The organism is Pseudomonas batumici (genome assembly GCF_000820515.1).
GTDB lineage: Bacteria > Pseudomonadota > Gammaproteobacteria > Pseudomonadales > Pseudomonadaceae > Aquipseudomonas > Aquipseudomonas batumici.
Map to the genome: position 1 here is coordinate 49,885 of NZ_JXDG01000045.1, position 14,189 is coordinate 64,073.

Annotated in this window: 12 protein-coding genes; 4 read left to right on the forward strand and 8 right to left on the reverse strand. The window is 63.6% G+C overall.

Going from position 1 to position 14,189, the window contains the following annotated elements; all coding sequences use genetic code 11:
- The first annotated feature begins 25 nt into the window (after window positions 1-25).
- From UCMB321_RS17500 to UCMB321_RS17515, 4 genes are all read left to right on the forward strand, one after another.
- Window positions 26-1,402: a nucleobase:cation symporter-2 family protein gene (locus tag UCMB321_RS17500; protein WP_040069174.1), complete on the forward strand. Its 1,377-nt coding sequence runs from the start codon at window positions 26-28 to the stop codon at window positions 1,400-1,402.
- A gap of 202 nt (window positions 1,403-1,604) precedes the next feature.
- Window positions 1,605-2,957, forward strand: a complete 1,353-nt coding sequence (locus tag UCMB321_RS17505; RefSeq protein ID WP_040069175.1) for an OprD family outer membrane porin — start codon at window positions 1,605-1,607, stop codon at window positions 2,955-2,957.
- Window positions 2,958-3,164: 207 nt separating this feature from the next.
- A complete protein-coding gene (locus UCMB321_RS17510) occupies window positions 3,165-5,009 on the forward strand; it encodes a DAHL domain-containing protein (protein ID WP_040069176.1) in 1,845 nt (614 codons plus the stop codon).
- An 85-nt stretch (window positions 5,010-5,094) separates the two neighbouring features.
- A complete protein-coding gene (locus tag UCMB321_RS17515; RefSeq protein WP_040069177.1) occupies window positions 5,095-5,673 on the forward strand; it encodes a DUF4337 domain-containing protein in 579 nt (192 codons plus the stop codon).
- A gap of 69 nt (window positions 5,674-5,742) precedes the next feature.
- Here UCMB321_RS17515 and UCMB321_RS17520 read toward each other — a convergent pair whose 3' ends face one another.
- The 8 genes from UCMB321_RS17520 to UCMB321_RS17555 form a co-directional block, all read right to left on the reverse strand.
- Window positions 5,743-6,063 carry a hypothetical protein gene (locus UCMB321_RS17520; RefSeq protein ID WP_040069178.1) on the reverse strand — a complete coding sequence of 107 codons (321 nt, stop codon included), beginning with the start codon at window positions 6,061-6,063 and terminating at the stop codon, window positions 5,743-5,745.
- A 213-nt stretch (window positions 6,064-6,276) separates the two neighbouring features.
- Window positions 6,277-7,599 carry an ABC transporter ATP-binding protein gene (locus UCMB321_RS17525; protein WP_040069179.1) on the reverse strand — a complete coding sequence of 441 codons (1,323 nt, stop codon included), beginning with the start codon at window positions 7,597-7,599 and terminating at the stop codon, window positions 6,277-6,279.
- A 14-nt stretch (window positions 7,600-7,613) separates the two neighbouring features.
- Window positions 7,614-9,356: an ABC transporter permease gene (locus tag UCMB321_RS17530; protein ID WP_040069180.1), complete on the reverse strand. Its 1,743-nt coding sequence runs from the start codon at window positions 9,354-9,356 to the stop codon at window positions 7,614-7,616.
- A gap of 349 nt (window positions 9,357-9,705) precedes the next feature.
- Window positions 9,706-10,473, reverse strand: a complete 768-nt coding sequence (locus UCMB321_RS17535) for an ABC transporter permease (protein WP_040069182.1) — start codon at window positions 10,471-10,473, stop codon at window positions 9,706-9,708.
- Window positions 10,470-11,669, reverse strand: a complete 1,200-nt coding sequence (locus UCMB321_RS17540) for an ABC transporter substrate-binding protein (protein ID WP_040069184.1) — start codon at window positions 11,667-11,669, stop codon at window positions 10,470-10,472. The genes UCMB321_RS17535 and UCMB321_RS17540 overlap by 4 nt, the downstream gene beginning before the upstream one ends.
- Window positions 11,635-12,477 (reverse strand): ABC transporter ATP-binding protein, encoded by an 843-nt coding sequence (locus tag UCMB321_RS17545; protein WP_040069186.1) that lies wholly within the window; start codon window positions 12,475-12,477, stop codon window positions 11,635-11,637. The genes UCMB321_RS17540 and UCMB321_RS17545 overlap by 35 nt, the downstream gene beginning before the upstream one ends.
- On the reverse strand, window positions 12,474-13,544 hold the full coding sequence (locus UCMB321_RS17550; RefSeq protein WP_040069187.1) for an acyl-CoA dehydrogenase family protein: 1,071 nt from the start codon (window positions 13,542-13,544) through the stop codon (window positions 12,474-12,476). Before UCMB321_RS17550 ends, UCMB321_RS17545 begins: the two co-directional genes overlap by 4 nt.
- Window positions 13,545-13,593: 49 nt before the next feature.
- Window positions 13,594-14,154, reverse strand: coding sequence for a carboxymuconolactone decarboxylase family protein (locus tag UCMB321_RS17555; RefSeq protein ID WP_040069188.1), 561 nt, complete (start codon window positions 14,152-14,154; stop codon window positions 13,594-13,596).
- Between the last annotated feature and the right edge of the window lie 35 nt (window positions 14,155-14,189).

Consider the following 14,189-nt stretch of genomic DNA (forward strand, 5'->3'; position numbering starts at 1 on the left):
ACCTCATTTTTTCCAGGGCCCCGCCATGACCGCTCACCAGACTCCGCCCACCGCCGAGCTCCAGGCCAACGAACTGGTCCTCGGCCTCGAGGACCGCCCCAGCCTGCCGATCGGTATCCTCGCGGCGTTGCAGCACCTGCTGGCGATCATCGTGCCCATCGTCACCCCCGGCCTGCTGATCTGCCAGGCCCTGGGGGTCTCGGCCCGGGATACCAACCTGATCGTCTCCATGTCCCTGGTGATCTCCGGCATCGCCACCTTCGTCCAGTGCCGCCGCTTCGGCCCCTTCGGCGCCGGGCTGCTGATCGTCCAGGGCACCAGCTTCAACTTCGTCGGCCCGCTGATTGCCGGCGGCGCGCTGATGGTCAAGCAAGGTACGCCGGTGGAAGCGGTCATGGCAGCGATCTTCGGCGTGGTCATCGCCGGCTCCTTCGTCGAAATGGGCATCTCGCGGATCCTGCCCTTCGTCAAGCGCATGATCACTCCGCTGGTGACCGGCATCGTCGTGCTGATGATCGGCCTGACCCTGATCAAGGTCGGCCTGATCAGCATGGGTGGCGGCTTCAGCGCCATGGCCAACGGCACCTTCGCCAACGGCGAGAACCTGCTGCTGTCCGGCGTGGTGCTGGCGATCATCGTGGTCCTCAACCGTATCCCGCTGGTGTGGATGCGCAGCTGCGCCATCGTCATCGCCCTGGCGGTCGGCTATGCCCTGGCGGGTTACCTGGGACGCCTGAACTTCACCGGCATGCACGAGGCCGCCGTGTTCCAGGTACCGACGCCACTGCACTTCGGCCTGGATTTCTCCTGGGCGTTGTTCATTCCGATGCTGGTGATCTACCTGGTGACCTCCCTGGAAGCCATCGGTGACGTCACCGCCACCAGCAAGGTCTCGCGCCAGCCGGTGGAAGGCCCGCTGTGGATGCAGCGGATCAAGGGCGGCGTGCTGGTCAACGGCGCCAACTCGTTGCTCGCCGGGCTGTTCAATACCTTTCCCAGCTCGATCTTTGCCCAGAACAACGGGGTGATTCAGCTGACCGGCATCGCCAGCCGGCATATCGGCCAATGGATCGCCCTGATGCTGGTGCTGCTCGGCCTGTTCCCTGCGGTAGCCGGCGCGATCCAGGCGGTGCCCGAGCCGGTGCTCGGCGGCGCGGCCATGGTGATGTTCGGCGCGGTGGCGGCCTCGGGTATCAATATCCTCGCCAGCATCCACCTGGACCGCCGGGCACTGCTGATCATCGCCGTATCGCTGGCCCTGGGCCTCGGGGTTTCCCAGGTGCCGGAATTCCTCGCGCACATGCCGGCGGCGTTGCGTAACGTGCTGGAGTCCGGAGTGGCCACCGGCGGGATCTGTGCGCTGGTGCTGAACTGGTTCCTGCCGGAATCGCCGAAAGCGTGATCGACGATACCGACGGCGGCCACGAAAGCCGCCGTCCCGAGCCTTTTTCCAGGGAAAAAACCTGACCAGAATCAGGCACTTATTAAACTAAAGTTCATGTCCTGAAGCCTGCCTTTGACGCGGAACTGTCACATACCGACCTTTTAATTGTTTCAAGAGTTTGCAGCTCTTATTTCAATTCTGTGACTAGGATCCGATCCCAATGAACAAGCTGTTGAGCCCCCTGATGGGTGCCGCCCTGGCGAGTGTCACGCTCTATGCCCATGCGGACTTCATCAATGACAGTCACGCCGACGTGACCCTTCTTAACCGTTACCTGAACCAGGATGGTCAAGGCATCAGTGGCAGCACGGCCAAAGCCAAGAGCTATCACGATTGGGGCCAGGGCTTCCAGTTCGACTTCAAGTCCGGCTACACCGAAGGCACCATCGGCGTGGGCCTTGACCTGCAGGCGTTCTACGGCCTGAAACTCGATTCGGGCGGCGACCTGGACGACAAGACCCACCAGGGCCGCTACCCCGGCAGCATGTTCCCGCTGGAAAACGGCAAGTCCGCCGACCAGTTCGGCGTGCTCAGCCCGACGTTCAAGGCGCGTTTCCTCAAGGATGAACTGCGGGTCGGCACCCTGTACCAGAACAACCCGATGCTGGCCAACACCGACGGCCGCCTGTACCGCCAGACCAACACCGGCGCGCAACTGGTGTCCAAGGACCTGGACAACTTCACCTTTACCGTCGGCGACATCACCCAGACCAAGATCCGCAACGAAACCGGCGACACCGGCATGATCACCGCCGGCGGCACCAAGAAGAGCGATCGTTTCCTCTACGGCGGTGCCGACTACGCCGGGATTCCGGGCACCACCCTGAGCGCCTGGTACTCGAACCTGTCGGACTACTACCAACAGGCCTTCCTCGGCGCCAAGCGGCATGACGCCCTGCCCGTCGGCGCCATCGACAGCGACTTCCGTGCCTACCGCAGCCTGGGTGTCGGCGCCAACGCCGATGGCGACAGCCAGTACGCAGGCGCCGGTTACTACGGCAATGGCCTGACCAAGGGCCGGATCAACCAGTCGACCATCAGCCTGATGGAAAGCTACAGCCTGGCCGGCCACACCATCGGTCTCGGTGCCCAGAAGAACAGCGGCAGCAGTGACTTCCCGTACCTGGATTCGGGCCTGAACAGCGGGGCCTCCATGCAGGGCCCGGGCTCGGGCGCCGACACCCCGGCGCTGACCAACATGCAATTGAACAAGTTCCAGCACGCCGGTGAGCGCAGCTGGCTGGCGCAGTACAAATACGACTTCGCCCAGTTGGGTGTGGATGGCCTGGTCTTCGCTACCACCTATGTCCACGGCGACCAGATCCGTACCCCGTCCGACCCCAATGCCAAGGAATGGGAACGCGACATTTCGCTGGCCTACAACGTCCCGAGCGGCGAGCTGAAAGGCCTCGGCGTACGCTGGCAGAATGCCCATGCAAGCCCGGATATCACTGGCGCGACCATTCAGGATGAAAACCGCTTCTACGTGAGTTATGTAGTACCGCTTTGGTAGGAAACCAACGCGGGGCCTGACAGTTACAACCGATAGCACTGTGAAACCGGGCTTGCCCCAGACCCTGTACGGCTTGGGAGTACGGCCCGGGAACGGTACTTCAAAGGCAAAGAAATGACACTTTTCCAGCACTTGGAGACGCAGCGGCACTACACTTCGTGAAAACGGCCCGAAGCCCCCCCGTTGATCGGACACAGGAAGTACCCCATGACGCTATGGAGCAGATACAGAGGCCATGCCTTGGTGACGCTGTTTGTCATCCTCGTCAGTTTCCTGGCTTTCCTGCTCATGAAATCCAATGCACGGGAAACCTCCACCTACTTCGATTCCCGCGACCTGATTCGCCAGCTCAAACAACTGGACGCCCGCCTGGACGCCAAGATCATCAAGACCCGGATCAGCGATGAGTACAACTACAACCTGCTCGCCATCCCCACGGCGGATGCCAGCAGACGCTGGGATCAATTGGTCGCACTGAACAGCAACCTGGACAACTCCGGCATCTGGCAGGCCCGCAAGAAGGCCTATCTGGACGCCACGGCGGAAAAGAACAAGGTGATCGAGCAGTTCCAGGCGCACAACACCGCCTTGCGCGACGACTTGGAAACCCTGTCGTCGATAGAGGACACCATCCAGACCGACCTTGAGCCCTATAGCGTCGAGCACCCGGTGGCAACCCTCAGCGTGTTGTACAGCGCGTCGAAACTGACCTTGAGCGCGCTGGAATATGCGCAGCACGTGACCAATCTCAAGGCCGACAAGGTCGAGCGCCAGATCCAGCACCTGACCACGCAAAAGAACAGCCTTCCGGCGGCCCTGGTCCCGTCCATCGACAGGCTGATCGACCAGGCCAACGTGGTGGTGCGCGAGCAACCCCTGGTCAACGACCTGCTCGACCGCATCGGCTTCATCCCGGTCGCCGCCAGCCTGGACGGCATCAACGAACTGTTGAATGAAAACCAGCGGCGCGCGGAGCTGCAGGACCGCCAGTACCAGATCTATCTCAGCGTCTGTGCGGCCCTCATGGCCCTGCTGGTGTTCTACCTGATCATTCGCCAACTGCGCAGCTATGCGCTGATCAACCAGATGAACAGCGCCTTGCAGGCGGCCAATGAGCGCCTCGAACAGCGGGTGGAAGAACGTACCCGCGAGCTCAAGGAAGCCCAGAGCGAACTGATGGACACCGCCCGCACGGCCGGCATGGCGGAAATCGCCACCAACGTCCTGCACAACGTCGGCAACGTGCTCAACAGCGTGAATATTTCCGCTGACCTCGTGACCCGCAAGCTCCGCGCCAGCAAGGTGCAGGGACTGGGCAAGGCCGTGCAGTTGATGAACGAGCATGCTGGCGACCTGGGCGACTTTGTCAGCCACGACGAAAAAGGCAAGCTGCTGCCCGCCTACTTCAACCAACTGGTCGCGGCCATCGACACCGAGCACGCGGAGATCGTCCAGGAGCTGGCGCAACTGAGCAAAAGCGTCGACCACATCAAGGAGATCGTCGCCACCCAGCAGTCCTATGCCGGTGCGGCCAAGCTGCTGGAACCCCTGAACATCACCGACCTGCTCGAAGACGCCCTGCGCATGAACACCGGCGCCCTGAACCGGCACAAGGTCACGGTGCTCAAGGACTACCAGCCGGTACCGACCATCCTCGGCGACAAGCACCGGCTGCTGCTGATCATGATCAACCTGATCAGCAACGCCAAGTATGCGGTGTCCGACCTGAGCAACCGCGAACGGGACATCACCCTCGGCGTGCGGGTCGTCGACGGCAAGACCCTGCGCCTCAGCGTCAAGGATGAGGGCGAAGGCATTGCGCCGGAAAACATGAAACGGCTCTTCACCCACGGTTTCACCACCCGCAAGGACGGCCACGGTTTCGGCCTGCACAGCTGCGCCCTGGCGGCGGTGGAGATGAAAGGTCGCCTGTACGCCCACAGCGACGGGCCGGGCAAAGGGGCGGTGTTCACCCTGGAGATCCCCTTGAACACGGTCCACATGAAAGAGGAGCCCGCGCCTGCGAATACCTCTCAACTGTCGGCCTATTAGAATATTCATCATTGAGGGAGAGCCTTCTGCCAGCACAGGCTTTAAACTGGGGGCTTCCGCTCTTTTCATCCAAAGATCCGTCGCCATGACAGAAGACTTCGAAGTCCCCAGCCCCCACGAAAAACACATCGAACACGCCACCGAGCATGCCCATGCGCGGGGTGACGGCTTTGCCAGCCGGATCGCGGTGATGACCGCGATCATGGCCACCATTGGCGCCATGCTCAGCTACCAGGCGGGCTCCACGGAAAGCGAAGCGGCGATGGACAAGAACAACGCCGCCATCTTCAAGACCGAAGCCGCCAACCAGTGGAACTACTATCAGGCCAAGTCCAGCCGGCAGAACCTGTCGGAGATGGCCAGCCATATTCCAGGCCTGGATGCCGCGCACTACACGGCCGAGGCAGAACGCTACAAGAAGGAAAAGGAAGTCGTGCGGCAGAAGGCCGAAGGCCTGGAGGCCCAGAGTCGTGAGTGGGATACCAAGTCGGAACAGGTCCTGCACCAGCATCACCGCTGGGCCCAGGCGATGACGGCGATCCAGATTGCCATTTCGCTGGCGGCGATCACCCTGCTGACCCGCAAGGAATGGCTCAAGCGCCTGGCCTACACCGCCGTGGGTGTCAGCGTGGTGCTGGGCGGCCTGGCCGCGTTGCATATCTGAAGCGATGAGGCCCTGCGTCAGTCAGTCCGGCACCGGCCGGGCTGACTGATAGAGCCGTGTTACCGCAACTTACGCCTTGGTATTGATGGTTTCCCCAACCGGCTGACCGCTGCCGTTGGCAACGGCTTTCGGGGCGGCCGTGGTGGTGTGGGCGGTGTGATGCAGGTGCTTTTGCACCAGCTTCTGCGCTGCGCGGTCGCCGTGGCTGGCTTCCTGGGCGGTTTGTGCCGCGGTTTCGGTCGCTTCCTTCAAGGCGTCCGCGACGGTGCTGGCGGTGGTACTGGTGCTGGTAGTGGTGGAAGTTTTCTGTGCAGGTGTCGGGGTCGCCTGGGACTGACCGGCAATACGCACAGAGGCAGGATTTGCAGCCGGAATTGCGCCGATGGACATCGGACTCTCCTTAAGTTGGGATCAGCAGAGGTGCCCGGCCATGACGTCGACCGGCACACGGTTCACTACGACTTACCGTCTCGACCCTTCAAACTGGCCCGCCTCCGCAACAACCGGAGGCGAGGGAGAAGTTAATCATCGGCATGTGCCCGACCTGTTACGGCCAGGTGAAAACTTCGTATTTCGCGGATCTGCGAAGGTTTCGCAGTCAGGTCAGATCTCGCCTTCCACGTCTTCCAGGCTGAAGGTTTCAGTGGTGTCGTTGTAGGAGAAGATCTCGGCGTAACGACCCCAGCTGATCACGCTTTCCAGGGTCTGCTCGACGAAGTCCTCGCTGAGGGAATCTTCCAGTTCCTGCTCGAAACGCACCCGTGGCGCCCAATGCCCGTTACGCTCCTGCAATACCTGGCGAATCCGCGCCGCCAGGGGCACGGCGCGCAGCAGGTGCTCGGCAAACATCACCTTACGCTCCTGGGTGCCGTCCTCGGCGAAACGCTTGCCCGCCTCGGTGAGCTTGATATCGGCCCCGCGCAGTTCGGCAAAGCCCAGGTGCTCGAGCATCTCGGCCACCGGGAACAGGTCGTCGACCTCCAGCAGCAACCGCTCGGCCACGTTCGGCAAGCCGGCATGGCCATGATAGGGCTCGGCCGCCAGGGCTTCGATCAGACCGGCCATGAGGTTGGTCGGAACTTCCGGCAGCCGGCTGCCCAGTTGCAGTTCGGCCTTGCCGGTGCGGGCGTCGGCACTGCGGCGGTTGGTCATCAGCGCGTAGATATCGTCGACCATCTTGCGGAAGATCGGGTCCAGGCGGTTGCGCGGGTGAGCGAACGGCACCTTGATCTGTGCCACCACGCGCCCGGGGTTGGACGATAGCACCAGGATGCGGTCGCACATCAGCACCGCTTCCTCGATGTTGTGGGTCACGATCAGGATCGACTTGATCGGCAGTTGCCCGCCGCTCCACAACTCCAGCAGGTCGGTCCGCAAGTTTTCCGCGGTGAGCACGTCGAGGGCGGAAAACGGTTCGTCCATCAGCAGCAGGGTCGGATTGACCACCAGGCCGCGGGCAAACCCCACCCGCTGGCGCATGCCACCGGACAGTTCGCGCGGGTAGGCGTTTTCGAAACCGTCGAGACCGATCAGGTCGATGGCCGCCAGGGCCCGCTTGCGCGCTTCCTTGGGCTCCACCTGCAAGGCCTGCAAGCCGGCTTCGACGTTCTCAAGCACGGTCAGCCAGGGAAACAGGGCGAAGGTCTGGAACACCATCGCCACGCCCTTGGCCGGGCCGTCCAGGTTTTCGCCGTTGTAGAGCACTTCGCCGGAGGTCGGCTGGATCAGGCCGGCAATGATCCGCAGCAAGGTCGACTTGCCGGAGCCCGAGCGCCCCAGCAACCCGACGACTTCGCCTTCGTGCAGGTGCAGGTCGACTTCGCTGAGTACCTGACGCTCATCCTTGCCATTGCCAAAGCCCTTGCTCACGTTGCTGAGCGAATAGATTTCACGGGCGCTGCTGGTGTATTCGATTTGACTGTTCATGAGAGCGGCTCGGATTAATTCAGACGAAGTTTGTTTTCGGCGATGGCGTACATCGGCCGCCAGAGCAAACGGTTGAAGGCCACCACGAAGACCGACATGACCACCACGCCCAGGGTGATCTTCGGAAAGTCACCGGCCGCCGTGGTCTGGGCGATATACGCCCCCAGGCCATGGGCCACGACCTTGTCCTGGCCCCAGGAAACGAACTCGGACACGATACTGGCGTTCCACGCGCCGCCGGAAGCGGTGATCGCCCCTGTCACGTAATACGGGAAGATCCCCGGCAACATGACCTTGCGCCACCACTGCCAGCCACGGATATGAAAGTTGGCGGCGGCTTCGCGGAAGTCGTTGGGAAAGGCACTGGCCCCGGCGATCACGTTGAACAGGATGTACCACTGGGTGCCCAGTACGATCAGCGGGCTCAGCCAGATATCCGGGTTCAGGTTGAAGTGCAGGATCACGATGACGAACACCGGGAACAGCAGGTTCGCCGGAAACGCCGCGAGGAACTGTGCCAACGGCTGGATCTTCTCGGCCAGGTGCGGACGCAGGCCGATCATCACCCCCAGCGGCACCCAGATCAGCGAAGCGACGCCGATCAGCAAGGTCACCCGCAGCAGCGTGATCGCGCCCAGGCCGATCACTTCGCCGACATCGCCGAAGGTCACTTCGCTGCTGACGTAGAGGGTGATGTGATACAGCGCATAAGCCGCGAGCAAGGCAATGAACAGGCCCCAGACCCAGTCGATCACCCGTGAAGTCGACGGGTTGGGTGCACTGGCCCGGACCTTGGCCCGGGGCAGGCTCAGGCGCAGATGGCCGATACGGGTGACGAGCCGTGAAACCGGGCGGATCAGGCGCTGGATGACCCGGGTCCGCTGGATCAGGTTCAGCACCCAGGATTCCGGCGCGCCGCCCTGGGCCGCGGTGTCTTCCATGCGGAACTTGTCCGCCCAGGCCACCAGCGGACGGAACAGGAACTGATCGTAGACCAGGATCACCACCACCATCGCCAGGATCACATAGCCCACGGCCGTGACATCGCGCTGCTCGATGGCGGTGGCCAGGTAGGAGCCGATACCCGGCAGGGTGATGGTCTTGTCGCCGACGGTAATGGCCTCCGAGGCGACCACGAAGAACCAGCCGCCGGACATGCTCATCATCATGTTCCACACCAGCCCCGGCATGGCGAACGGCACGTCGAGCTTCCAGAACTTCTGCCAGCCGGACAGGTGCAGGCTCTCGGACACTTCAGTCAGGTCCCGGGGCAGCATGCGCAGCGACTGGTAGAAGCTGAACGTCATGTTCCAGGCCTGGCTGGTGAAGATCGCAAAGATCGCCGCGCACTCGGCGCCCAGGACCCGGCCGGGAAACAGCAGGAGAAAGAAGGTCACGGTGAACGAGATATAGCCCAGCACCGGCACCGATTGCAGGATATCCAGCACCGGCACCAGCAGCTTCTCGGCGCGCTTGCTCTTGGCCGCCAGGGTGCCGTAGAGAAAGGTGAAGACCAATGACGCCACCATCGCCGCAAGCATGCGCAGGGTGGTGCGTACCGCATACTCCGGCAGGTCGGCCGGATCGAGGGAAACCACCTGGGTTTGCAAGGTGGAGATCGGTGCCCAGGTTTCCCGCGCGCCGATCGAGAAAAACAGCAGGAAACCCACCACCAGCGGCAGCGCGATCAGGTCCCAGCGATTGGGCAACAGGCGCCGCGTGCTTGCCGGGATGTAATGGCGTAATACTTTATTCATCGTCAATGATTCCAGCAGCGTTCTGAAATACAGGCCCACGGACTCCAGGGTAGCAACGCACGAAGCGGTGCAGCGCCGGCAGTCTAAGCACAGCACATTCTGGAGAAGTGGTGGGGAAATCGTCGAGGCAAGGCCACGCACTGAACGCTACAGACCGGATACCGGGGCGACGGCTGCGCACCGGCCTATCCCATTGTAAATCCCGCTACGTGGCCCACCGAGAATGGGCAGGGTCCAAGTTCGAATCTCCTGGAGGTGTGAGCTGAAACCTGGGAGGTGGTTCAGCGCGGGATTATACATTTCAAAATGTTACATTAATGTAAATTCCTCATAAATTACGTGGTTGGCGTCAGGCGTGCGCCCAACGCCGGTGCAGTCCCCGCGCCAGGGCATCCAGGGCGAAGCCCAGCACGCCGATCAACAGCACCATGGCCATCAGCTCCGAGTACGCCAGGCGGTCACGGGTATCGAGGATGAAGTAGCCCAGCCCGGCGCTGACCCCGAGCATTTCGCAGGGCACCAGCACAATCCAGAGAATCCCGATGGACAGCCGCACGCCGGTCAGCACATGGCCGAGCACACCGGGGAGGATGACCTGGCGCAGGGTTTCCCAGCGGGTCGCGCTGAGGCTGCGGCTCAGTTGCAGCCAGCGCGGATCGAGCTGACGCACCCCGGCCGCGGTGTTGAGCAGAATCGGCCAGACCGCGGCAAAGGCCAGCAGGAAGTAGATCGGCTGGTCGCCCACGCCCATCAGCATCACCACCACCGGCATCCAGGACAACGGCGAGATCATCCGCAAGAACTGAAACGCCGGGGTGGTCGCCGCCTCCAGCGGGCGATAGCTGCCGATCAGCAGCCCCAGCGGCACACCGATCAGCAAGGCCAGCAGCAGCCCCACCAGAATACGCTTGAGGCTGACCAACAGGTGTTCGTACAGCTCGGCCCGGCCCAGCAACTCCACCAGGCTGGCCAGCGTCGCTTCGGGCGAGAAACGCGCCGACAGGCCGTCGGGACTGCCGAACAGGTGTACGCCCAGCCACCACAGCAGCCCCAGGCAGAGCAGCCCCGCCACGCCCAGCCCCCCTTGCAGAAGCGATGAGGAAGGTTTGCCGCTCAAAGGCCAAACTCCTCGCTGCGGGCAAAGCTTTCCGCCAGCCCGAAAGCCTTGAGCCCGCCCACCGCCGCCAGGCTGTTGCGTACGAAGCGGTCGTCCACCAGGTCGCGGGCGGTCTGCTGCGGATCGAGGCCGGCGAGAAAACCCTTGTCGCCCTCGATCAGGGTGTCCTTGAGACGCCTGACCAGTTCCTCGGTGTAACTGGGGAACGGATACGGCTGGAAGTCGATGCGCTGTTCATCCCAGTGGTCATGCCGGATCGCGCCGCTGGCGAGGTAGGCGTCGCGGTCGGTGGCATTCGGCGCCAGCACCCGACCGAGCACCTGCGGGGTGTGCGGCGTATAGCGATTGGCACCGTCCTTGGACAACAACCTGGCCGCCTCGGCGCGGTTGTCACGGGTCCAGAGCTGGGCCTTGACGATGGCATTGACCACCTTCTGCGACCACTCGGGCCGGTTGTTCAGGTCCTGCTCGTGCATGAACACCACGCAGCAGGCGTGATTGCGCCAGATATCGCCGGTAAAACGCTGCACCCGGCCGACCTTCAGTTCCTCGGCCAGGGCATTGAACGGTTCGGCGACGATGTAGCCGGCGATGCGCTTGCTCGCCAGGGCCGGCGGCATGTCCGAGGGCGGCAGCACCACCAGGTTGACCTCGTTGGCGGCCAACACGCTGTTGGCGGCCTTGCTCACCGGTTGCAGGCCGTTGTCGCGCAACAGTTGCTGGACCACCACGTTGTGGATCGAGTACCAGAACGGAATCGCCAGGGACTGCCCGCCCAACTGCTTGACCTCGGTGATCCCCGGCGCCACGGTCAGGCCGGAACCGCCGACATGGTTCCAAGCCACCACCTTGGCCGGCACCTTGCTGCCATAGCGCGCCCAGACGGTCATCGGCGACAGCAGGTGAATCACGTTGACCTGCCCTGAAATGAACGCCTCGATCACCTGGGCCCAGCTGCGCAGCAACACCGGGCGCTCAGCCTGGATGCCTTCGGCTTCGAACAGGCCGTTGTTGTGCGCCACCAGCAGCGGCGTGGCGTCGGTGATCGGCAGGTAGCCGATGCGCACCGGCGCGTCGGGCTCCGCGGCGGCGCGGGCCTGCAGGCTGCCCAGCAGCGGCAAGGCGCCGCCGGCGGTCAGCAAGGCGCTGAGCTTGAGGAAGTCACGACGCGTGTGGGTGAAGTCGTCCAGACACATGATCCATCTCCGAAGGTTCGAGCAAAGAATGAGGGTGTGGGGTGCGGCTCGCCCGCCGAAGGGTCTTGAGAATCTCGATACGCAGGGCGCCCAGTTCCTCCACCAGTTCGGCACGCGGCTGTGGCAGGTCGATGCGCCACTCGCCCAGGGTTCGCGCCGGGCTGTGACCCAGTAGCAGAATCCGCTCGGAAAGCAGCAGGGCTTCGTCAATGTCGTGGGTGATCAGCACCGCGGCGGTGTTGTGTTCGGCGATGACCTCCAGCAGCAGTTGCTGCATGTCCGCGCGGGTCACTTCATCCAGGGCGCCGAAGGGCTCGTCCAGCAGCAACACCTGGGGCTGGCGGGCCAGGCAGCGGGCCAAAGCCGTGCGCTGCGCCATGCCGCCGGACAACTGCGCCGGGTACTGGCCCCGTGCATGTTGCAGGCCGACGGCGGCAATCGCGTGGTCGATCCGCGCCTGGCGCTCCTGGGCATCCAGGTGCGGCTGGCGGGCAAAGTCCAGGCCGAAGGCGACGTTCTTTTCCAGGCTGAGCCACGGCAGCAGGCTGGGATCCTGAAAGGCCACCGCCACCCGCGGGTGCGGGCCGTCCAGGAGCTCGCCAAGGAAATGCACGCGGCCCTGGTGGGCCGCCTGCAAACCGGCCAGGACCCGCAGCAGGCTGGATTTGCCGACGCCGCTGGGGCCGAGGATCGACACCACCTCCCCGGCCTGCAGTTGCAGGTCGAAGCCTTCCAGCACCGCGTGCCAGCCCTGTTCGCGGGGGTAGCCGAGGCTGATCTGCCGGGCATCCAGCAAGGCCGCACTCATACTGCCGCTGTCCGGGACTGACGTTGCAGTTCGGCGCGCAATTGCACCAGGCTCGGGGTCACGATCGGCACGAACGCCGACTCGCGCCAGCGCCGGGCGAAGCCGCTGCCGTACTCACTCAGATAGGCCTTGCCGCCGCTGGCCTGCAATTCCAGTTGCAGCGCCTGGGCGACAGCTTCGGCCAGGCCGATGCGGATCTGGAACAAGGCCCGTGGCTGGGCCAGGAAGCGCCCGTCGAGCAAGCCACTCTTGAGTTCGTCCACCGTCTGCTCAAGGGCCTGGCGCTGCTCCAGCAAGGGTTCGCGCAGAATCGAGCGATGGTCCTGCAGGTGCCCGTCCACCTCGCTCAGCGCCTGTCGCGCCAGGCCGATGGCCATGCCGCATTGCAGGCCGAGGAAGGCCGGACGCACCGCCGGCAGAAAGACCCGGGCATCATCGTGCAACAACCAGTCGCGACTGACCTCCACCTGCTTGAAGTCCAAGGCGGCGGTATTGCTCGACTGCAGGCCCATCAGTTGCAGGTCATCCGAGCGTTGCAGGCCGGCCACCGCATCCGGGATCGCCAGCACGAACGGCGCACCGCCCTCCTCGCGCTCGATGGCGGCCGCCACCACGAAACCGCTCTTGCGCAGGTTGGTCACCCAGTGCAGGCGGCCCTCGAGACGCCAGCCATCGTCTTGCTCGCGGGCGCGGACCTGCAGCGACTCGATGCCCGAAAGGAACTTCATCGCATTCGACAGCCCGGTGGCCCCGGCCAGCTCGCCGCTGAGCAGGGACGGCAGCAGCTGCTCGCGCAAGGCCGTGTTGGGGCTGTGCAGCAGGTATTCGATAAAGGCTCGCTGCCCCCAGAACACAAAGGCGGCCGCCAGGGAATGGCGGGCCACCCGGGCAATACCTTCCACCGCGTCGACCGCCGTACCGCCGCTACCGCCCTGGTTTTGCGGCACGCCGATCCGCAGCACCCGCGCCGTCGCCAGCCGGGCAATCACCTCCTGTGGGTCACACTGTCCCAGGTCCAGGGCCTGGGCTTGGGCATCCAGCCATTGACTCAATGCGTGATCGAGCATGTGGTTTTCTCCTTGAACAAAGCGCCGGGAAATAGCCGGCGCCGATCCATCATTGATCCGTCGTTTGCCAGCGATATTGTGCCAGCTCAGGGTTGAGCGGCGTGCGGGCGAAGACGTTGGCGAAATTGCACAAGGTGGCCAGGCTCACCCCGAGGATCACTTCCAGGGCATTGCCCTGGGTGTAGCCGGTGGCGAGGAATTCGCCGAAGGCCTGGTCGCTGACATTGCCGCGGGTGGCGATCACTTCCCGGGCGAAGGCGGCGAGGACTTCGAGCTTTTCCTCGGGCAGCTCGTGTTGTCCGCGCAAGGCCTCGACCACTTCAGCCGGCAACCTGGCCTTGTTCAAGGCCACCGCCGTATGCCCGGCGACGCAGAAGTCGCAACCGTGGGTGGTGGCGGCCACCAGTTGCACCACTTCACGCTCGGCCAGGCTCAGCCCGGTCTTGCCATTGAGCGCCGATACCGTAACGTAGGTTTCCAGCGCCGCCGGTGCATTGGCCAGCACACCGAGCAGGTTGGGGATGAACCCGGAGTTCTTCCGGGCGCTCTCCAGGAAAGGCCTGGCCGCTTCGGGAGCGCTTTGCAGCGTATGTAGAGTGACGCGCGACATGGAGTGGACTCCTGTTGTAGGGTGGTCCTGCAAGT